This is a genomic window from Azospirillum agricola, from assembly GCF_020005195.1.
Taxonomy (GTDB): Bacteria; Pseudomonadota; Alphaproteobacteria; order Azospirillales; family Azospirillaceae; genus Azospirillum; species Azospirillum agricola.
The window spans coordinates 308,036-329,021 of record NZ_JAIFZR010000005.1; the positions used below are offsets into that span (position 1 = coordinate 308,036).

A 20,986-nucleotide genomic window follows, 5' to 3' on the forward strand; every position below is an offset into this window, starting at 1 on the left:
TGAGACGACTTGGCCTGAGGGGAACTGAGGATGACGCATTATCTCGTCACCGGCGGCAGCGGCTTCATCGGCGCGGCGCTGGTCCGGCGGCTGGTCCGCGACGGCCACACGGTCCGCGTGCTGGACGACAACTCGCGCGGCCACACCGGCCGGCTGCATGGCGTGCTCGACGATGTCGAGTTCGTCCAGGGCGACATCCGCGACGCCGACGCGGTGACGCGGGCGGTGAAGGGAGTCGACGGCGTGCTGCATCTGGCCGCCGTCAACGGCACCAAGCATTTCTACGAGAAGCCGGAGGTGGTGCTCGACGTCGGCGTGCGCGGCATGCTGAACGTGCTGGACGCCTGCCGGGCGAACGGGGTCGGCGATCTGGTCGTCGCCTCCTCGTCGGAAGCCTACCAGACGCCGCCGCAGGTGCCGACCCCGGAGGATGTGCCGCTGGTCGTGCCGGACGTGCTGAACGCGCGCTACAGCTACGGCGGCTCGAAGCTGATCTCGGAGCTGCTGGCGGTCAACTGGGGCCGCACCGGCTTCGACCGGGTGGCGATCTTCCGGCCGCACAACGTCTACGGCGCCGACATGGGGTGGGAGCATGTCATCCCCGAATTCGTCCGGCGCGGGGTGGAGGCGGTGGACGGCAGCCCCGGCGGCGGCCCGGTCGCCTTCCCGATCCAGGGCGACGGCCGCCAGACCCGCGCCTTCGTCCACATCGACGACGCCATCGACGGCATCGTCACGGTGATCGGGCGCGGCGACCATCTCGGCATCTACCATGTCGGGAACCCGGAGGAGGTGTCGATCGCCGACCTCGCCCGCCGGACCATCGCCTGCCTGGGCCGCGAGGCGGAGATCGTCCCCGGCCCGGCCGCCCCCGGCGGCACCGACCGGCGCAGCCCGGACATTTCCCGCCTGACGGCGCTCGGCTACACGCCGCGCATCCCGTTGGCGCAGGGCCTGCCGGGGGTGGTGGACTGGTACGCCGCGCGGACTCGGGCCGACGCCGGACGGTTCGGGCGTCAGGCGGCCGAGTAGGCGCCGACGCTTTCAAAGCCCCTCTCCCCGAGGGAGAGGGGTTGGGGCGAGGGGGCGCAACTCTTCCGCCTCCGGCGGAATCCCCCTCATCCCAACCCTTTTCCCACAAGGGGAGAAGGGCTTCGAGACAAACAGAGCCATAGAGGAGACGGCGCGCATGGACCGCAACAGCCGTATTTTCGTCGCCGGCCACCGGGGCCTCGTCGGCTCGGCCATCCTGCGGCGGCTGACGGAGGCCGGGTACACCGACCTCGTGCTCCGCGACCGCTCGCAGCTCGACCTCACCGACCAGGCCGCCGTGCGCGCCTACTTCGACCGCGAGGGGATCGACCACGTCATCCTCGCCGCCGCCAAGGTCGGCGGCATCCTCGCCAACGAACGCAGCGGGGCCGAGTTCATCCGCGACAATCTGCTGATCCAGACCAACGTCATCGACGCCGCGTGGCGCGCCGGCGTGAAGAAGCTGCTGTTTCTCGGTTCCTCCTGCCTCTACCCCAAGCACGCCGAGCAGCCGATCAGGGAGGAGGCGCTGCTGTCCGGCCCGATGGAGCCGAGCAACAAGCCCTACGCCGTCGCCAAGATCGCCGGCATCACCATGTGCCAGGCCTACCGCAAGCAGTATGGCTTCAACGCCATCTGCGCGATGCCGTCCAACCTCTACGGCCCCGGCGACCATTTCGAGCCGGAAACCTCGCACGCGCTGCCCGGCATGATCCGCCGCTTCCACGACGCCAAGATGGCGGGCAACCCGACGGTGACGCTGTGGGGCACCGGCACGCCGCGCCGCGAGTTCCTCTACGTCGACGACATGGCCGACGCCTGCCTGCATCTGATGGAGCATTACGACTCCGGGGAGATCGTCAATGTCGGCCCCGGCGAGGACATCGCCATCGGCGACCTCGCCTGCCTGATCCGCGAGACCGTCGGCTACCCCGGCACGCTCGGCCACGACCTCGACAAGCCGGACGGCCACCCGCGCAAGCTGATGGACGTGTCGCGCCTGTTCGCCACCGGCTGGCGCCCCAAGGTCGGGCTGGAGGAAGGGCTCAGGCGGACCTACGACTGGTTCCTGGAGCACGCCGCTCCCCCGGCTCCCGCCCCCTCCGTCACCCAGGCGGCGGAGTGAGACCGATGCCGGACGAGTCCTCGCTCCTCCGCCAGCCGCGCCTCGCGGCGGCGGTGCCGCCGAAGCTGTTGCTGGTCGCCCAGAGCTATTGGCCGGAACCGGCGGGCAGCGCGCCGATGATGACCGACCTCGCCACCGCCTTCGCGGCGGCCGGCTGCGACACCACGGTGCTGACCGCGCGCCCCAACTACCCGGGCAACCAGGTCTATGACGGCTACGCCGACGGCGCCCGGGACAGCACGACCGTGGACGGCGTGCGCATCGAGCGGCTGACCACCATCCCGCCGGCCGGCGGCGGCATGAAGGCGCGGCTGCTGCACGAGGGCGTGCTGCACGCCGGCTTCGCGTCGGCGCTCGCCAAGGGCCGTGTCGGCCGGCACGACGCCGTGCTGTCGCTCTGCCCGTCGATCCTCAGCGTCGCGCTGGCCGACCGCTTCACCGCCCCCGGCGGACGGCACGTCGCCATCGTCCACGACATCCAGTCGGGGCTGGCCGGGGCGCTCGGGATGGGCGGCAAGGCGGCGGTCAAGGCGATCCGCGCCCTGGAGCGCACCGCGCTGAACCGCGCCGACGCCATCGTCGTGCTGTCGGACCCGATGCGCGCGGTGCTGCGCGAACTGGGCGTGACCCGGCCGATCACCGTCATCCCGCCCCATGTCGACGCCGACGCGGTGCACCCCCTGCCCCGTCCCGACCAGCCGCCGACCGCGCTCTACAGCGGCGCCTTCGCCCGCAAGCAGGGGCTGGAGCAGCTGCTCGACATGGCCCGCCATCTGGCGGCGCTGATGCCCGAGGCGCGCGTGCTGCTGCGCGGGCAGGGCGGGCTGGAGGAGGAGCTGAAGGCCCAGGCCGCCGCCATGGCCCTGACCAACCTCCAGTTCTCCCCCCTGGCCCCCAAGGACCGGCTGAACGAGGCGCTGGCCGAGGGCGATGTCCATCTCGTGCCGCAGCGGCCGGAGGGGGCGGCCTTCGCCATGCCCGGCAAGGCGGTGACGATCCTGGCGTCGGGGCGGCCCTTCGTCGCCACCTGCCTGCCCGGTTCCGCCCTGTCGGCGCTGGAGGCGGAGATCGGCGCCTTCCTCTGCACCCCGCCCGACGAGCCGCTGGCGCTGGCGCAGGCGGTGGCGCGGCTGCTCAAGGACCGCGCGCTCGCCACCGCCATGGGGCGCCGCGGCCGCGCCTGGGTGGAAGGCAACGCCACCCGTGCGGTGGCGCTCGACCGCTACGCCACGCTTCTCACCCAACCGTCCCACGGAGAATGAGCCATGACGAAACCCGCGCTCGTCTTCAGTTGGGAGATGTTCGGTCCCTACCACATGGACCGGCTGGAGGCGGTCGGCCGCCGGCTCGGCCACCTCTACGACGTGGTCGGGCTTGAGGTCGGGTCGAAGTCCCACACCTACGCCTGGGATTCGACCGGCGGGGGCCAGAATTTCCGCAAGATCACGCTGTTTCCCGGCCAGTCGAAGGCCGACCTGTCCAAGGCCGCGGTCTACCGCGCCCTGCTGCGCGAATGCCGCAAGGCCGACGCCCGCTACGTCTTCCTCTGCCATTACGAGGACGCCGACGTCTTCGCGCTGGCCACGACGCTGCGGCTGATGGGCCGCAAGGTCATCAACATGAACGCGTCGAAATACGACGACAAGCCGCGTATCCTGTGGCGCGAGCTGGTCAAGAGCGTCTTCTACGCCCCCTATCAGGCGGGCATCGGCGGCAGCCACCGCACGGTCGATTATTTCCGCCTGCTGGGCCTGCCCAAGGACCGGCTGTTCATCGGCTACGACACGCTGTCGCTCGACCGCATCCGCCGGCTGTCGGGGATGGAGCCGGCGCCGGGCGGCGTGCCCTTCGCCGACCGCCACTTCACCATCATCGCCCGCTTCGTGCCGAAGAAGAACCTGTTCCGCGCGGTCGAGGCCTACGACCTCTACCGCAACCTCGCCGGTGCCGCCGCACGCCCGCTGCACCTGTGCGGCTCCGGCCCGCTGGAGGCGGAGCTGCGCGCCGCGGTCACCCGGCGCGGGCTGGACGGCCACATCCTCTTCCGCGGCTTCCTCCAGGAAAAGGGCATCGCCGAGACGCTCGGCTCGACGCTCTGCCTGCTGCTGCCCTCGCTGGAGGAGCAGTTCGGGCTGGTGGTGAACGAGGCGCTGGCGATGGGGGTGCCGACCATCCTGTCCGACCAGTGCGGCGCCCGCGACGTGCTGATCCGCAGCGGGCTGAACGGCCACATCGTCGAGCCCGACAACCCGGAGGGGCTGGCCCGCTACATGCTGTCGGTCGCCGGCAGCGAGGAGGAATGGCGGCGCCTGAGCCTGAACGGCCGCCCCTTCCAGGCGCTGGCCGACTCCGACTTCTTCGCCGAATCGGTCGAGCGGGCGGTGGCGGCGTTGGGCGGCTCCAAAGGCGACCCCAAAAGGGCTCCGGCAACGGAGCGTGAGCCCCAGCCCTCCGGCCAACTGAGCGGGAGCCAGGGATGAGCGCGCCGGACCGTTTCCCCGACCCGGCGACGCCCCACGTCGTCGTGTCGGGCCGCCTGCCGCCGCCGGTGGACGGCATGAGCCGGGTCACCGCCCTGGTGCTCGACCGGCTGCGGGAGCGCTTGCGCGGGCGCGTCGAGGTCGCCGACCTGTCGCCCGGCTGGAACGGCGGCGGCTTCGGCTACCACCGGCGCAAGATCGGGCGGGTGCTCGGGACCATGGGCCGGCTCGCCGCCGGGGTGCGGCGGGCGGACCGGCGCTTCTACATGCCGGTCGATGCCGGCTGGGGGGCGCTCTACACGGCGGCGCTGGCCGGCGCGGCGCGGCTGCTCGGCTATGAGCGCACCCTGCATCACCATTCCTTCGCCACCATCGCCAAGCCGACCTGGCGGATGCGGCTGCTGACGCGGGTCGCCGGACCGGATTGCACCCATGTGCTGCTGTGCCCGGCCATGCAGCTGCGCTTCCAGCGGACCTACCCGGCGGCGCGGACCTGCACGACCATGTCCAACGCCATCTTCACGCCGCCCGCCCCGGCGCCCCGGCCGCCGCGCGTCGGCCCGCTGCGCATCGGCCACCTGTCGAACCTGTGCGCCGACAAGGGGCTGGACACGCTGTTCGCCCTGCTGCGCGCGCTCCAGCTCGCCGGGGTCGACGCCCGGCTGGTGCTGGCCGGGCCCGGACTGAGCCAGCGCGACAACGCGCTGGTCGCCGCCGGCCTGCTGGCCTTCGACGGCGCCGTCGAGTATCGCGGCCCGGTGAGCGGCGCCGACAAGGACGCCTTCTACCGCGACATCGACGTCTTCGCCTTCCCCACCCGCTACCGCAACGAGGCGCAACCGCTGGTGCTGTTCGAGGCGATGGCCGCCGGCGTGCCGGTGCTGGCCCATGAACGGGGCTGCATCGGCTCCGACATCCCGCACGAGGGGCTGGTGCCGCAGGATGGCGATTTCGTCGCCACGGCGCTGCCGATCCTCGACACCTGGAACGCCGACCGCGAGGCGCTGGCGGCGGCCTCGGAACAGGCGCTGACCCGCGCCCGCGTCGCCTTCGAAGCGGGACGCTCCGGGCTGGACGCGCTGCTCGACCGCATCGCCGGCCCCCTGCCGCTCCCGGCCGCCGCCGTCCGCGCCAAGCGGCGCGTGGCGGGATAGAGCTTTTCAAGCGACAGCCCGTGCTCCCACCCGACCCCTCCCCGCCCAGCGGGGAAGGCCCAGCGGGGAAGGGTTGGGGGAAGGTCGTCACCTCATCCCTTCCGGTCCGATCCGGTCGCGCGGGATTGCCGCGCCGCGCAGCGGCTCGCCGACCTGCCCGGTCACCGTCCCTTCGATCCGGTACTCGCCGCCGCTCAGGCTGTTGACCAGCTGGTCCTTCGCCGCCGGCCCATGGACGCCCTGGACGATGTTGCCGGTCGCCACGTTGTCGCGCATGAATCCGGCCTTGCCGGCGCTCGGCACCCATTCCAGCCGCAGGAAGCGGTCCTTCGGGTCGGTCAGCAGGGCGACGTTGTTGGTCACCCGATTGCCGTCGCCGCCGTGCAGGAAGATGGCCGCCATGCCGGTGTTCTCCAGCAGGTTGCCCTCCACCGTCACCCCGTCGGTCAGGTCGTCGAGATAGATGCCGAAGCCCTTGTAACGAACCAGCCACTGGCCCTGGGCGTCGGTGGCGATGCCGCCGGTGTCGCGGATGTCGTTGAAGCGGATCACCGTGCGCGTGTCGATGTCGCTGCGGCCCAGCGTCTCGATCGCCCCGGCGTCGGCGGTCTGGCGGGCGGTGTCGCGGATCCGGTTGTACTCGACGGTGTTGTCGACGTTCTTCGTCTGCTCGTTCCAGTTCTTGATCGAGATTCCGTAGCGGGCGGCGTGGCGGATGTCGTTGTGGGCGATCAGCGTGTTGCGCACCCCCGCCGCCATCACCCCGCCGCCGAAGAAGCGCACCTCGCCGATGTTCGCCATGCGGTTGCCGACGATGCGGTTGCCGTCGCTGCCGGGCATCAGCTGCACGCCCGACCGCCCGAGATGGTCCATGCGGTTGCCGGCGATCTCGCTGCGGTCAGCCCCGTCGAGCGTGACGGCGGTCCCGACCAGCGCGAAACGGTTGCCGACGACGCGGTGCCCGCCGCCGCCCTTCAGCAGGATGGCGGTTCCGTCCTGCGGCACGTCGGCGAAGCCGAGCCCCTCGATGGCGACGTCGCGGGCGCCCTCGACACGGAGCAGCACGCCGAGCCGCGCCACCACCAGCTCGCCCCGCCCGTCGGCGCGCTCCCTCGGTGGCAGGACCATGAGCCGCTTGGCCTTCGCGTCCCAGGCGAACTGGCCGGGGTGCTTCAGGAAGTCCGGATGCCCGAGCAGCCGGACGGTCGAGCCGTCGCGGTAGGGGTATTGTCCGTCCCGGTCGAAGGTCAGCAGGCCGCGCGGGTCGGCTGAGGCGACGCCGAGCAGGTCGTCGGACAGCCGCTCGCGGTCGAGCGCCTGCGCCCGCACTCCCGGTCCGGCCCAGCCGGCGCGCAGCGTGCCGGGCGGCACGAGCAGCTTGCGCTTGCTGCCGGGCGATTTGGGATCGTCCTTGCTGGCCTTCGCCAGGAACCAGCCGCTGCGGACCGGATCGGCGGGATCGAAATCGCCGCTGCGGGCGGCGTCGAGCCGGACGCCGGCCAGCGCGACGTCGAGGCCGGGGTCGCGCGCCAGCGGCACCGACAAGAGGCCCCTGTCGTCGACCGACGCGCCGCCGATCCGCTCGCCACCGGACAAAAGGGGAGTTTCCTTGAGATAGGGCGCGATGCGCAGCCCCGACAGGTTCGGGCCGACCGCCAGCGGCTCCGTCAGCGCGTAGGTACCGGCGCGCAGCCGGATGGTCTTCGGCCCGCCGCGCCGCGCCTCCTCCAGCGCGCGGCCCGGCGTCGCGAAGGGACCGTCGCGCCCGTCCGGCGCCGGGTCGGCAAGCCGGCCCGACCATTGGTCGCTTCCCTGGGGCGAGACGACGCTCTCCGCATCCTCCGCCCGCAGCGGGGCGCCCAGGGAAAGGAACGCGACCAGCGCCAGGACCGTCCGGCGGGCCATCCGACGTGCCATCCAATGCGTCATGGGGTGTCTCCCGAGCAGGAGGGCCGAGCAGAAGGGAGAAAGCTGCCCCATCCCCCGAAGAGGCGCAAAAGCGCGAAGGGAGTGACGCGGGTGCGAAGGGCGCACACCCTCTGCACCCCTCCGGCCCCGGACCCTGGCGTATAGGCTGGCCGTTCCTCCTATCCGGACCGTCCCGCTCCTCACCGTCAATCAAGGACCGACGCGGCATGATCGAAATCGCGTTGATCGCGCAAACGCTGGTGCTGCTGCTGGTCGCCGTGGCGTTCCTCAGCACCGGCAGCGCGTCGATGTTCCACCCGCTGACGCTCTATCTGGTGTTCCACGGGCTGGTCTTCGTCCTGCGGCCGATCCTGGTCCACACCGCCAATTTCGATCAGGTGTGGCTGTTCATCGGCTTCTGGCCCGACGCGCAGCAGTTCGTCTTCACGCTGATGGTCAGCTCGGTGGCGCTGGTCGCCTTCGCGCTGGCCTGCGGCTGGGCCGGCAACGTCCGGCCCGACCTGTCGCGGACGCCCGATTTCCGCTTCGACAAGGTGGACATCGTCGCCTTCGTCACCACGGCGGCGCTGCTCGCCCCGCTGGCGGTCTATTCGGCGATCCAGCGGCAGCAGGGCGCCAGCTTCACCGGCAGCGGCGACGTGCAGATGGAGCGCGACCCGCTGACCGGCCAGCCGATCTACACCAACACCACCGGCTACATCGCCGAGGCGCATTCGATGGGCCTGCCGCTGACGCTGGGGGTGATCTGGGTCTGCCGCTTCCACCCGCTGTCCTTCATCCCCTTCGGCGCCTTCGTCGCCTACCGCGCCTATCTCGGCTGGGGGCGCTGGGCGATCATCATGGGCATCCTCGGGCTGGTGCTGCTGGTGCTGTACCGGACGCGCACCCGCTGGTTCCGCCTGTGGCACCTCGCCGTCGCCCTGCCGGTGCTGGCGCTGTTCAACATCCTGGGCAACAACCGCGGCGCGCTGCGCGACATCCTGGCCGGCGACGCCGGCTGGTCGAGCCTGTTCCGCGCCACCGCCGGCGACGGCGGCCGCGCCATCGACGCGCTGGCCAACCAGGATCTGGCGAACTTCGACTTCCTCGCCTTCATCCTGTGGGTGGTGCCGGAGCAGTCAGGGACCTACACTTGGTTCACCCAATATCTCCAGCTCTTCACCGAGCCGATCCCGCGCGTGCTGTGGCCCGACAAGCCGGTCGGCGACCCGCTGAAATGGGTGTCGCTGCACGATTACGGCAATTTCGCCAACCTGACCACCTCGCTGCCCGGCGACGGCTGGATGAGCGGGGGGTGGATCGGCATGCTCGTCACCATGGCGGCGGTCGGGCTGATCCTGGGGCGGCTGCACCGCTGGTTCTGGACCAGCGGCTTCCTCAACCGCTACGCGGTGCTGTTCTACTGCGCCTTCCTGCCGCTGTCGCTGCAATGGTTCCGCGACGGCAACATCACCATCGTGAAGTTCGGCTTCTTCTCGCTGCTGCCGATCCTGCTGTGGATCGGGCTGACGCGGGCGCTGCGCGCCTGGGGCATCCTGGACGACGACCCGCTGAGCCCTCACACCCGTCCCGGCGCCCCGTCGAATTTCGCTTCCGACGCTTGAGGACGCTTCCATGACGCTCACCGTCAGCGCGGTCATCGCCACCTACAACCGCGCCCCGGAATTGCGCATCGCGCTGGCCCGGCTGATGGCGCAGACCACGCCGCCGGTCGAGATCCTGGTGATCGACGACGGGTCCAGCGACGGCACCGACGCGATGATGCGGAGCGAGTTCGCCCCAAGCCGCTTCCCGATGATCCGCTACGTCCGCCAGCCGCACAATGGCGGGCTGATCCTGGCGCGCAACTTCGGCTTCGTGAACACGACCGGGGACTGCGTGCTGTCGGTGGACGACGACAGCTGGTTCGTCGAGCCCGACGGGCTGGAGCGCTGCGTCGCCTATCTGGAGGCCAACCCGGACGTCGCCGCCGTCGCCTGCAACATCGAGACGCGCGACGGGCAGGTCTATTTCCCCAAGGGGGTGGCGCCGTTCGACGCGCCCTGGTACGTCGGCTGCGGCCATCTGCTGCGGCGCGACGCGGTGGCGGCGGTCGGGCTCTACATGCCCGAGCTGTACCGCCAGGGCGAGGAGAAGGACCGCTGCCTGCGCCTGCTCGGCGCCGGCCACCGGGTGGTCGCCCTGCCCGGCATCATGGTCTATCACGACAAGAGCGAGAAGGGCCGCAAGCCGGGGCTGGAACGTTTCTACAACCACCGCAACGACCTGATCCGCGAGGTGGCGCGCTGCCCGGCCGGGATGCTGCCCTGGCGGTTCCTGCGGAGCTGGGTCGGCAACAGCTGGAAGAACCTGCGGCACGGCCCGCGCCTGACCGACCTGAAGGTGCTGCTGGCGCTGCCGGAGATTCTCCGCATCGGGCTGAAGCACCGCGCCCCGGTCGGCGAGGCGGCCTACCGGCGCTGGCTGGATCTGGCGGCGACGGCGGCACCGGCGAGCGCGCCGCAGGCCCGGCACAGGGCTACGCCAGCGCCCGCAGGAACGCCCAGCCCAGCACGACCAGATTGACCGACAGGGTCATCGCCATCCCCGGCGCCCGCGCGAAGGGGTGGACGAGATAGCCGCCCCAAAACAGCAGCCGACCGATCACGAACAGCCACGTCGCCACCACCGGCACGCCCAGATCCGGCAAGGGCAGCGTCGCCACCAGCGCGGCCAGCGCCGGGACGAAGATCAGCGTCTGCTCGACGCTGTTGGCCAGCACCCGCTGGCTGACGCGCTGGAGCCGCGATTCGGGATCCTCGATGGGGTTGAAGGCGCGTCCCAAGGCGCGCGCCAGCATGACGCCGCCGGCCATGGCGAACAGGACCAGCGCCGGCCACAGGACCAGCCGCCCCCAGAAGGCCATGCGGGCGCCCGGATCGGCGATGCCCACCGGGGCCGCCACCACCGACACCAGAAACGCGAAGAGCAGCAGCGTCGCCGCTGCCGCTCCCGCATTCACCAAAGCTGCCCGCATCGTCAGGGAGGAGGATCGCCGTTCGGCCATGGAAACCCTTCCTCCTTTTTGGACGCCGGGTCAGCCGAGACCCTTCTGGCCCATGTCCAGGAACTTCTCGCGGCGCTTGGCGCGCAGAGCGGCGCCGTCCAGCCCGTCCAGCTCACCCAGCGACTGCTCGATGGCGTCGCCCAGCGCCTTGACCATTTCGGCCGGGTCGCGGTGGGCGCCGCCGATCGGCTCCGAGACAACGCGGTCGATGACGCCGAGTTCCTTCAGATCCTGGCTGATCAGGCGCAGCGCGATGGCCGCCTCACCCGCCATGTCGGAGCTGCGCCACAGGATCGAGGCGCAGCCCTCCGGCGAGATCACCGAATAGATCGCATGCTCCAGCATCAGCACCCGGTCGGCGGTGGCGATGGCGATGGCACCGCCCGAGCCGCCCTCGCCGATGACCGAGGCGACCATCGGCACCTTCAGCCGCAGGCAGCGGGCGATGCTCGACGCGATGGCCTCGGCCTGCCCGCGCTCCTCCGCCTGGACGCCGGGGAAGGCGCCGGCGGTGTCGACCAGCGAGACCACCGGCAGATCGAATCGGTCGGCCAGATCCATCAGACGCTGGGCCTTGCGGTAGCCCTCGGGCTTGGCCATGCCGAAATTGTGGCGGACGCGCGACTCGGTGTCGTGGCCCTTCTCCTGCCCGATGACCACGACCGAGCGGCCGCGGAAGCGCCCGAGGCCGCCGATGATCGCGCGATCCTCGGCGAAGAAACGGTCGCCGGCCAGCGGCGTGAAGTCCTCGATCAGCCCCTGGACGTAATCCAGGCAATGCGGGCGGTTGGGGTGGCGCGCCACCTGAACCTTCTGCGCGGGCGTGAGCTTGGCGTAGGTCTGCCGCAGGAGCTTGTCGACCTTGGCTTGCAGCTTGGCGACCTCGTCGGCGATGTTGATGTCGCCGGCGTTGGTCAGATGCCGCAATTCCTCGATCTTGCCTTCAAGCTCGGCGATCGGCTTTTCGAATTCCAGGAAGGTCTGCATGCCGGACACGGGTGTTTCAACGAGGCGCGCGCTTGGTTAGCACGCTCGGGACGGACAGGCCACTGCATAAAGAGCCGGCACCGCCCAGGAAAGGCCGACAAGGGATCCACGAAGGGGGATTCCAAGCCGGCCGCATTCCCTTTATCCTGTCCGGCCATGGGATTCCAGGATCATTTCTCCGCCCATGCGGGCGATTACCGGGCCTTCCGCCCCACCTATCCCGCCGCCCTGCCCGATCTGCTGGCCGGGGCGGCGCCCGCGCGCGGGCTGGCCTGGGACGTCGGCTGCGGCAACGGGCAGCTCTCCACGGCGCTGGCCGGGCGCTTCGCGGCGGTGGCGGCGACCGACGCCAGCGCCGAGCAGATCGCCAACGCCGACCCCCGCCCCAACATCCGCTACGCCGTCGCCCCCGCCGAATCCAGCGGGCTGGATGGGTCCTCCTGCGACCTGATCGTCGCGGCGCAGGCGGCGCACTGGTTCGACCTCGACCGCTTCTACGCCGAGGTGCGGCGGGTGGCCCGGCCGGGTGCCGCGCTGGCGCTGGTCAGCTACGGGCTGCTGCTGGTCGATCCGATGCTCGATCCGTTGATCGAGCGTTTCCACAACCACACGCTGGGGCCGTACTGGCCGGCCGACCGTTGGAAGGTGGTCGACGGCTACCGCGACCTGCCCTTCCCCTTCGAGGAGCAGACCACGCCGCGGGTGGCGATGGAGGCCGAGTGGACGCTGCCGCGCCTGCTGCACTACATGAACACTTGGTCGGGAGTGAAGGCGGCGGCCAAGGCGACGGGCGCCAACCCGCTGGACGGCTTCGCCGACGCCATCGCCCCGCTGTGGGGCGATCCGGAGCGGGAACGGACCATCCGCTGGCCGCTGGGGATCCGGCTGGGCCGGGTCGGCTGAGAAAGGACGGCCGGCGCCTCAGCCGGCCTTGCGGCGCCCGGTGCTCACCAGCAGCACGCCGGCCACGATCACCGCCGCGCCGCCCCAGACCCAGGGCGAGTAGGTTTCGCCGAAGGCGAGCGCGCCGCTCGCCAGCCCAACCGCCGTGGCGACGTAGCCGATCTGGCTGAGATAGACCGGCCCGGCCACGACCTGGAGCCGGAAATACAGCACATAGGTCAGCGCCGTCAGCGCGATCTGGACCAGCGCCAAGCCCGGCGCCAGAGCCAGCCCGCCAAGGTCGCCGACCCCGCCGCTCGCCAGCAGGGCCAGCGCCACCCAGGCCGCCCCGCCGAACATGGTGCCGGTGGCGAGCGCCAGCGGATGGGCACCCGGCGGCCAGGCCCGCGTGCGGTAGACGTTGCCGGCGGCGACCGACAGCGGCGCCAGGAAGGCGAAGAGCATCCAGCCGGCGAGGTCGGGCGACGGCAGGCTGCCGCGCGGCCCGACGATCATCAGCGCGCCGAGCAGCCCGACGCCGATGCCGACCACCCGGCGCCGGTTGGGCCGTTCGAGGCGGACCGCCGTCGCCATCAGCAGCGTCAGGATCGGCGGCAGCGTGTAGACCACCGCCGTCAGCCCGGCCCCCAGCCTGGGCATCACCAGGAACACCACGACGTTGGACAGCGCCATCGACAGGAATCCCGACACCGCGTAATAGCGCAGATAGCGCCCGCTCCACGGCAGGCGGCCGCCCCGCGCGCGGGTCAGCGCGGCGAGGATGATCCCCGCCCCGACCATCATCGACAGCGCCCAGGGCAGCGGCGCCACCCCGGCGGTCTGCGCCAGCTTGGTGATGGGAAACAGCGTGCCGATCAGCCCGCCGGTGGCGAGCAGAAGGGCCAGCGGCTCCCACCGGCGGGAGGGGACGAGAGCCGGAGCGGCGGACGAGGCGGACATGGGCGGACTCCGGGACAGGCGCCGGCGGAACAGGACGGATCGGACGACAGACATCGGCCGATCCGCGCCCGAAGGCCAGCCCTTCCCCCGGCATCCCACCCGTGCGGGGGGCGCAAAGCCCTAGCTTCGCTCAGGACACGGGCATCACACCTCGCCGGCGACCAGACGGTCGTAGGCCGGCAAGGTCAGGAACTCCACGAAGTCGCCGCGCGCCACCAGATCGCGGAACAGAGCGGCGGCCTCCTCGTAAGCACCGGCCCCATACGTCTCGGCACCGACGCGGGATGCCCAACCGGCCAGCTCCCCGGCGATGACCGAATCGACGAGGTCGAGCGTCACCGCGCGACCGTCGTCCAGGCTCACCCCGTGATGGAGCCATTGCCAGACCTGGGCGCGGCTGATCTCGGCGGTGGCCGCGTCCTCCATCAGGTTGAACAGCGGGACGCAGCCCTGGCCGCGCAGCCACGCCGCGATGTAGCCGATGCCGACCGCGACGTTGTTGCGCAGGCCCGCCTCGGTCTTCGGGCCGGCTGGAATCGCCAGCAGGTCGGCGGCGGTCACCGCCACGTCGGCGCGCTTGCGGGCGATCTGGTTGGGGGTGGGCATGTAGGTGTCGAACACCGCCAGCGCCACCGGCACCAGCCCCGGATGCGCCACCCAGGTGCCGTCATGGCCGTTCGACGCCTCGCGCTCCTTGTCGGCGCGGACGCGGGAGAAGGCGACCTCGTTGGCGGCCGGGTCGTCCTTCACCGGGATGAAGGCGGCCATGCCGCCGATGGCCGGCGCGTTGCGGCGATGGCAGGTCTTGATCGCCAATTGGCTGTAGGCGGACAGGAAGGGGGTCGCCATCGTCACCTCCGCCCGGTCGGGCAGGACGGCGGCGGGATCGGCGCGGAACTTCTTGATGACGCTGAAGATGTAGTCCCAGCGCCCGCAGTTCAGCCCGGCGGAATGGTCGCGCAGCTCGTAGAGGATCTCGTCCATCTCGAAGGCGGCGAGGATCGTCTCGATCAGCACCGTCGCCTTGATGCTGCCGTGCGGCAGATGCAGGTACTCCTCGGCGACGGTGAAGACCTCGCGCCACAGCCGCGCCTCGAAATGGCTTTCCAGCTTCGGCAGGTAAAAATAAGGGCCGCTGCCGCGCGCCAGCAGCTCGCGCGCGTTGTGGAAGACGTAGAGGCCGAAGTCGAACAGGGCGGCAGAGACCGGCTCGCCCTCCATCCGGACGTGGCGCTCCTCCAGATGCCAGCCGCGCGGGCGGACCTTCAGCACGGCGGTCCGGTCGTCCAGCCGGTATTTGCGGCCGGTCGCCGGATCCTCGTGGGAGATGGTGCGATGGACGGCGTCGCGCAGATTGATCTGGCCCTCGATCAGGTTGGCCCAGGTCGGGCAGTTGGCGTCCTCGAAATCGGCCATGAAGATCTTCGCGCCGGAGTTCAGCGCGTTGATGACCATCTTGCGGTCGACCGGCCCGGTGATCTCCACCCGGCGGTCGAGCAGATCGACCGGCAGCGGGGCGATGCTCCAGTCGGCCTCGCGGATGGCGCGGGTCTCGGGCAGGAAATCGGGCTTCACCCCCCGGTCGAGCAGGGCCTGGCGCTGGACGCGCACGTCGAGCAGCCGCAGACGCTCCGCCCCGAACCGCCCTTCCAGTTCGGCGATGAAGGCGAGCGCCTCCGGCGTCAGGATTGCGTCGAAACCGGGGGACAGCGGACCCAGGATGTCGAGGCCGGAGATGGTGGTGGACATGACGCGCTCCCCTTCCCTTATCGAAAGAACCGCTCTGCGGCGGTTGAGGAAACGGTATAGCACGGCACGCGCGGACTCCAGGGACGGCCGAACGTCGCAGGAGCGAGCCTGTCCTTGCAGCCGGATGGATGTCGAAAGAGCCGCATTTTTTCGGACACGGATGAACACAGCCAGGCACAGATGGACAAAATAAGAATTTCCCACATTTCAAAACATGGGAGGGACGGCAGAAACCCATCCCAATTCATCTGTGTCTATCTGTGTTCATCCGTGTCCGAAAAATTCGACCCACGCCGCGGCCGTCACTCCGTGGAAGGCTCGACGACCTTCTTCCGCGCCAGCGGGTGATGCTCGTGCATGACCTTCCTCAGCCGCTCGGTCACCACATGGGTGTAGATCTGCGTCGTCGCGATGTCGGCGTGACCCAGCATCTTCTGGACCGAGCGCAGGTCGGCCCCGTGATCCAGCAGATGCGTCGCGAAGGCGTGGCGCAGGACATGCGGACTGACCTTCTCGGGGTCGATGTTGGACTCGACCGCCAGCTCCTTCAGCAACTGGGCGAAGCGCTGCCGCGTCAGATGGCCGCCCAGCGAGCTGCGCGACGGGAACAGGAAGGGCGTCTGCACCGCCTCCCGTCCGGCCACCAGGAAATGGGCGCGCAGCGGCAGATAGGCCGCCAGCGCCGCCAGCGCCGGATCCGACAGCGGAACCATCCGGTCCTTGCCGCCCTTGCCGCGCACGAGAAGGCCGCGCCCCTCGCGCAGGATCGCCGTCATCGGCAGGCCGACCAGCTCAGACACGCGCAGGCCGGTGGCGTAGAGCACCTCAAGCAGCGCCACCAGACGCAGCCCGTCCGGCCCGCCGCGCGCCTCGGCGGTGGCGAGCATGGCGCCGACCTCGGCCTCGGTCAGGATCTTGGGCAGCGAGCGCCCCTGCTTCGGGCTGTCGAGGGCCGAGGCCGGGTCGTCGGCCCGCCGCCCCTCCGACACCAGGAAGCGGTAGAACTGCCGCATCGCCGACAGCCGCCGGGCGACGGTGCGCGGGGCGGCCGGCCCGCCGCCGGCCCCACCGCCGGCCTGGAAGGCGAGATAGGCGCGCAGGTCGTCCGTCCCGGCGCTCTCCAGCGGCAGGCCGCGCTGCGCCAGCCAGCGGCCGAGGTCGGCGAGGTCGCGCTCGTAGGCCATCCGCGTGTTGAGCGCCGCCCCGCGCTCGCCCGTCAGCATGTCGAGGAAGGCGTCCACATGCGGCGAGGCCGCCAGGGGGCGTGGTTTGCAGGGGCGTCCGCGACGCTTGGGTTCGCTCATGGCCTCAGGGTCCCGCAAGGTTCGGCCCGGCCAGCGCCGCCATGGCCTCGCGGGCCAGGGCGCGGCCGTCCGGCTCCAGCCCGACCGCCCGCAGGTTGGCCGCCACCCGCGCGGTGACCAGCGGCGACACCGCGGCCGGCCCGCCCTCGCCGAGCAGCAGAAGCGCCGTCACCACCGTCTCGCCGACACGGCCGCCGCCGGCCGCGTCGCCCAGTCGCTGCCACAGCGCCGGATCGACACCGCCCTGGCCGCCAGGCGGGCCGGCGCCGTCGGTCGCCGCCATCCACGCCTCGTCGGGCACCGCGACGCCCACCGCCTGGAGCAGCGCGAGTTGCCCGGTGATCCGCACCCGGTCGGCGGCCCCGGCGCCGCGCAGCGCCTCGTCGAGCCAGCCGCGCAGATCGACCGACTCGGGGCCGCGCCCGGTGGCGACGGTCGCCAGCGGCCACAGCCACGCGACGTCGGCGCTCCGCCCGGTGCGGAAGGCGAGATCCTGCCAGCGCTTCGCCGCGTCGGGCCGGCCGAGCGCGTAGAGAAGCCTCGCCGCCGCCGGGGCCAGCGCCGCCGCGTCGCTGGTCGGCGACACGCCGTCGAGCAGGCTGGCCGCCGCCGCGCCGACCGGGCCGGCGCGCAGCGGCGCCTCCACCAGATCGACCGCCAGCAGGGCCAGACCGACCCGGCGGGTTCCGTCCATCGCCCCGGCCATCGCCTGATGCACCAGCGCGCGGCTGCGGGCGGAGCGGTCGCGGCCGGCGATGTCCTTGACGCGCAGCAGCTCGTCGCCGCGCGCCGGCACCACGCCGTAGAGGTCGAGCAGTTGCCGGCCGTCGAGATAGAGCGCCGCCGCCGCCCGCTCCGCCGCCGTCACACGGGTCGCCGGATCGGTCGAGGGGTTGGTGGCGACCGCCGCCAGCGCCGCCGGGTCGCTCAAACCCAGCAGGTCCGGCGGCACGCCGACCCGCGCGGCGCGCAGGGCGGCCAGCGTCAGCGCCCCGTCGGCGCCGAGCGCCCCGTCGCGCAGCGTCCGCATCGCCGGGGACGGCCCGCCGGTCAGCGCCTCGGCGACAGGCAGGAAGGGGTCGGTGCGCGGCGCCCGCTCGCGCAGCAGGGCGAGCGTCAGGTCGGCCCCCGCCTGGTCGCCGGAGCGGGCGCGGCAGAACAGCTCCAGCTTGCGCCAGTAGAGGCCGTCGAAACCCTGCCCGCGCGTCCGCGCGCGCGGGCAATCGATGGAGCCGCGCAGAAGCTCGGCGTCGGTCAGGGCGCGGGCGGCGGCCTCGTCGGCGGCCAGCGCGTCGGGCAGGCGCGCGGCGAGGTCGGCCGCGCCCTGCGGGTCGCCGAGGGCGGCCAGCTTGGCGATCCGCAGGGCGCCGAAACGGCGGGCGGGGGGCGTTTCGCCCGCTTGCCCTCCCGCCTGGGCCTCCTCCGGCTGGGCGGCGGGCGAACCGGCGCTGAGCAGCAACCGGCGCGCCAGCGCCTTGGCGGCGGGGGACGGGGTGGAGACCGGCAGGGCGGCGATCAGCGGCAGCAGTTCCGCCCGGCCGATGCCGCGCCACGGGTCGCCGCCGAGCCCCCGCGCGCCCTCCAGCAGGCCGGCGCCGTCGGGATCGGGAGGGCCGAGCGGCTCGCCGCGGATCACGGCGGGCGACAGCACGGTCGGGATCACCGCCAGCGATGGCGGAGCGGGAGCCGGCAGCAGCGGAGTCGGCCCGCCCATGGTCGGCGCGCCCATGGCGCCCGCCACCCCACTGGCCGCGCCGGCGGTGCCGGCCGGCTGTGCGGGCGCCTCCGGATCGGCCGGAAGGCGGAAGGCATCGGCGGAGCCGCCACCCTGCACCGCCCCGCCGGGGGGCGCCTCCATGGAAGGCGAAATCAGGCGGACGGGCGGACCGATGACGCCCTGGGCCGGGGCGGAGACCGCCCAGCCCGCGACGGCCAGCGCCAGCGCGGCCGCCAGCGTCCGGCCGCCTCCCGGATCGGCGTCAGCGCGGGAAGCGCTCATCCGGGAGGACTTTCTCCACCGTCTTCGATGGAACCGGCATGTCCCAGGATGCGAGGAACGCCATGCCGCCGCCGATGACCAGCAGCAGCAGAATGACGAGGACGGAGACGAACCGGCTCATGGCACCAAGGCGTGTTGTGTCTGGGAACGGCGAAACGCAGCGGAGCTATCATGCCCCGCGACCGCGCGGCTTGGGACAAGGAATGGCTTTTCTGCTAAAGCAGTCGCCCGTCCGCCCGGTCGCCACCGGACGGGCGGACCGCCGCTGGCTGGCGCGCAGTGTAGCCTCAGGATGCACCGCCGCGCAACAGAAGGCCCGGACCTGCGGCGTCACAGCTTGCGGAGCCCGCCGCGCGGCGCGGTCCCGCCATGCCTCTCCTGCGCGCGCTTGTGTCGGGGTGGGTCGGACGGGTATGACGGATCGGCGACGGGGACGGGATTTGCACGGGCGGGGTTTGCAGATGGGTGGGGTGAGATGGGACTGCGCAAGGCGATGACCGCCCAGCTTCCGCGACCGGCGGAGACCGCGCCGCCGCTCCTGCCCCGCACCGTGGTCCTGGTCGGGCTGATGGGCGCCGGGAAGAGCGCCATCGGGCGCCGTCTGGCCGCGCGCCTGAACATGACCTTCCGCGACGCCGACACCGAGATCGAGGCCGCCGCCGGCTGCACCATCGCCGAGATCTTCGCCCGCGACGGCGAGACCGTCTTCCGCACGGTCGAGCGCAAGATCATCACCCGGCTGCTGACCGAGGAGCCGCCGCACATCCTGGCGACCGGCGGCGGCGCCTTCATGGACGCCGACACCCGCGCCGCCACCCACGCGCACGGCGTGTCGGTGTGGCTGCGCGCCGAGCTGGACGTGCTGATCGCCCGCACCGCGCGGCGCACCCACCGGCCGCTGCTGAACCAGGGCGACCCGCGCGACGTGCTGGGCCGGCTGATGGCCCAGCGCTACCCGGTCTACGCCGAGGCCGACCTGACGGTGGTCAGCGACGAGCGCCCGCCCGACACCACGGTTGAGCTGGTGATCGACGCGCTGGAGGCGCATTTCGGCGTGCGCCTGCCCCACCGCGCGCCGTCGGCGCACCATCACGGTTCCGGCCACGGTTCCGGCCACGGTTCCGGCCACGCCCCCTCCGGCAAGCCCCTCCCCAAGACCCCAGACAAGAGCGTCGAGAAGCCCTGATGACCGCCACGCCCGACACCGTCCGCCTCGACCTCGGCCCGCGCAGCTACGACATCCTGGTCGGCGACGGCGTGCTGGCCGACGCCGGCGAGCGCATCGCCGCGATCACGCGGGGCCGCGCGCCCATCGTGGTGACCGACGCCAACGTCGGCCCGCTGCATCTCGACACGCTGAACGCCGCGATGGTGGGGGCCGGCATCGCCCCCTCCCCCGCCATCACCCTGCCGGCCGGCGAGAAGACCAAGGATTTCGGCCATTTCCAGACGCTGATGGACGGCATCCTCGGGCGCGGGATCGAACGCTCCACGGTGCTGCTGGCCCTGGGCGGCGGGGTGATCGGCGACATCACCGGCTTCGCCGCCGCTTCGGCCCTGCGCGGCATCGACTTCATCCAGGTGCCGACGACGCTGCTGAGCCAGGTGGACAGCTCGGTCGGCGGCAAGACCGGCATCAACAGCCCGCACGGCAAGAACCTGATCGGCGCCTTCCACCAGCCGCGCCTCGTCATCGCCGACACCGCCACGCTCGACACGCTGCCGCGCCGCGAGGTGCTGGCCGGCTACGCCGAGGTCGTGAAATACGGGCTGATCCGCCTGCCCGGCTTCTTCGCCTGGCTGGAGGAGAACGGCCGCCGCGTGGTGGACGGCGACAGCGCCGCCCGCCGCCACGCCGTCACCGTGAGCTGCCGCGCCAAGGCCGACATCGTCGGGGTCGACGAGCGCGAGAGCGGCGACCGCGCCCTGCTCAACCTCGGCCACACCTTCGGCCACGCGCTGGAGGCGGCGACCGGCTTCGGCCAGACCCTGCTGCACGGCGAGGGCGTCGCCATCGGCATGGTGATGGCCTTCGACCTGTCGGTGCGGCTCGGCCTCTGCCCGGCCGAGGACGCCCGGCGCGCCCGCGCCCATCTGGCCACCGTCGGCCTGCCGGTGCGCGCCGCCGACGTGGCCGGGGTGGAGTGGGACGTCGACGGGCTGCTGCGCTCGATGGCCAAGGACAAGAAGGTCCTGGACGGCCGCATCACCTTCATCCTGGCCGAGGGCATCGGCAAGGCCTTCACCCGCCGCGACGTCGACGCCGACGCGGTGCGCGCCGTGCTGGCGGACTCGGTGACGCCCGCCTAGAGTGCCTATCAAAAACCCGGTCCGATGC

At 71.9% G+C, this 20,986-nt stretch carries 18 protein-coding genes; 10 read left to right on the forward strand and 8 right to left on the reverse strand.

Annotation, left to right across the window (positions count from 1 at the left end; translation table 11 throughout):
- Positions 1–30: 30 nt before the first annotated feature.
- The 5 genes from JN22_RS16305 (at position 31) to JN22_RS16325 (ending at position 5,792) form a co-directional block, all read left to right on the forward strand.
- A complete protein-coding gene (locus JN22_RS16305) occupies positions 31–1,032 on the forward strand; it encodes an NAD-dependent epimerase/dehydratase family protein (RefSeq protein ID WP_085554972.1) in 1,002 nt (333 codons plus the stop codon).
- A 157-nt stretch (positions 1,033–1,189) separates the two neighbouring features.
- On the forward strand, positions 1,190–2,158 hold the full coding sequence (locus tag JN22_RS16310) for a GDP-L-fucose synthase family protein (RefSeq protein WP_085554973.1): 969 nt from the start codon (positions 1,190–1,192) through the stop codon (positions 2,156–2,158).
- A 5-nt stretch (positions 2,159–2,163) separates the two neighbouring features.
- Entirely contained in the window at positions 2,164–3,420 is a 1,257-nt protein-coding gene (locus JN22_RS16315; RefSeq protein ID WP_085554974.1) for a glycosyltransferase family 4 protein, read from the forward strand.
- 3 nt (positions 3,421–3,423) lie between these two features.
- Positions 3,424–4,638, forward strand: a complete 1,215-nt coding sequence (locus JN22_RS16320) for a glycosyltransferase family 4 protein (protein ID WP_085554975.1) — start codon at positions 3,424–3,426, stop codon at positions 4,636–4,638.
- On the forward strand, positions 4,635–5,792 hold the full coding sequence (locus tag JN22_RS16325; protein WP_223677755.1) for a glycosyltransferase family 4 protein: 1,158 nt from the start codon (positions 4,635–4,637) through the stop codon (positions 5,790–5,792). The genes JN22_RS16320 and JN22_RS16325 overlap by 4 nt, the downstream gene beginning before the upstream one ends.
- 87 nt (positions 5,793–5,879) lie before the next feature.
- On the opposite strand, the gene JN22_RS16330 is transcribed toward JN22_RS16325, so the two are convergent.
- Entirely contained in the window at positions 5,880–7,721 is a 1,842-nt protein-coding gene (locus JN22_RS16330; RefSeq protein WP_085554976.1) for a right-handed parallel beta-helix repeat-containing protein, read from the reverse strand.
- Positions 7,722–7,927: 206 nt separating this feature from the next.
- On the opposite strand from JN22_RS16330, the gene JN22_RS16335 reads away from it, so the two are divergent.
- Both JN22_RS16335 and JN22_RS16340 read left to right on the forward strand, forming a co-directional pair.
- On the forward strand, positions 7,928–9,325 hold the full coding sequence (locus tag JN22_RS16335) for a hypothetical protein (protein ID WP_085554977.1): 1,398 nt from the start codon (positions 7,928–7,930) through the stop codon (positions 9,323–9,325).
- Between the two features lie 10 nt (positions 9,326–9,335).
- Complete coding sequence (locus JN22_RS16340; protein WP_085554978.1) at positions 9,336–10,286, forward strand: glycosyltransferase family 2 protein; 951 nt, start codon at positions 9,336–9,338, stop codon at positions 10,284–10,286.
- Here JN22_RS16340 and JN22_RS16345 read toward each other — a convergent pair.
- Together JN22_RS16345 and JN22_RS16350 are read right to left on the reverse strand one after the other, a co-directional pair.
- Positions 10,240–10,767 (reverse strand): MAPEG family protein, encoded by a 528-nt coding sequence (locus JN22_RS16345; protein WP_085554979.1) that lies wholly within the window; start codon positions 10,765–10,767, stop codon positions 10,240–10,242. The genes JN22_RS16340 and JN22_RS16345 overlap by 47 nt on opposite strands.
- A gap of 30 nt (positions 10,768–10,797) precedes the next feature.
- Positions 10,798–11,754: an acetyl-CoA carboxylase carboxyltransferase subunit alpha gene (locus tag JN22_RS16350; protein WP_085554980.1), complete on the reverse strand. Its 957-nt coding sequence runs from the start codon at positions 11,752–11,754 to the stop codon at positions 10,798–10,800.
- Positions 11,755–11,910: 156 nt separating this feature from the next.
- Between JN22_RS16350 and JN22_RS16355 the strand changes: the two genes are divergently transcribed.
- Entirely contained in the window at positions 11,911–12,657 is a 747-nt protein-coding gene (locus JN22_RS16355) for a class I SAM-dependent methyltransferase (protein WP_085554981.1), read from the forward strand.
- 18 nt (positions 12,658–12,675) lie between these two features.
- Here JN22_RS16355 and JN22_RS16360 read toward each other — a convergent pair whose 3' ends face one another.
- From JN22_RS16360 to JN22_RS16380, 5 genes are all read right to left on the reverse strand, one after another.
- Entirely contained in the window at positions 12,676–13,596 is a 921-nt protein-coding gene (locus tag JN22_RS16360) for a DMT family transporter (protein ID WP_179166177.1), read from the reverse strand.
- 144 nt (positions 13,597–13,740) lie between these two features.
- Positions 13,741–15,345, reverse strand: coding sequence for a malate synthase A (gene aceB, locus JN22_RS16365; protein ID WP_085554983.1), 1,605 nt, complete (start codon positions 15,343–15,345; stop codon positions 13,741–13,743).
- A gap of 302 nt (positions 15,346–15,647) precedes the next feature.
- A complete protein-coding gene (locus JN22_RS16370; RefSeq protein WP_085554984.1) occupies positions 15,648–16,649 on the reverse strand; it encodes a site-specific tyrosine recombinase XerD in 1,002 nt (333 codons plus the stop codon).
- A 4-nt stretch (positions 16,650–16,653) separates the two neighbouring features.
- Entirely contained in the window at positions 16,654–18,648 is a 1,995-nt protein-coding gene (locus tag JN22_RS16375) for a hypothetical protein (protein ID WP_085554985.1), read from the reverse strand.
- Positions 18,629–18,769 (reverse strand): hypothetical protein, encoded by a 141-nt coding sequence (locus JN22_RS16380; RefSeq protein ID WP_179166178.1) that lies wholly within the window; start codon positions 18,767–18,769, stop codon positions 18,629–18,631. Before JN22_RS16380 ends, JN22_RS16375 begins: the two co-directional genes overlap by 20 nt.
- A gap of 372 nt (positions 18,770–19,141) precedes the next feature.
- Between JN22_RS16380 and JN22_RS16385 the strand changes: the two genes are divergently transcribed.
- Positions 19,142–19,834, forward strand: a complete 693-nt coding sequence (locus JN22_RS16385; protein WP_085557197.1) for a shikimate kinase — start codon at positions 19,142–19,144, stop codon at positions 19,832–19,834.
- Positions 19,834–20,958, forward strand: coding sequence for a 3-dehydroquinate synthase (gene aroB, locus JN22_RS16390; protein WP_085554986.1), 1,125 nt, complete (start codon positions 19,834–19,836; stop codon positions 20,956–20,958). Before JN22_RS16385 ends, aroB begins: the two co-directional genes overlap by 1 nt.
- The last annotated feature ends 28 nt before the right edge of the window (positions 20,959–20,986 follow it).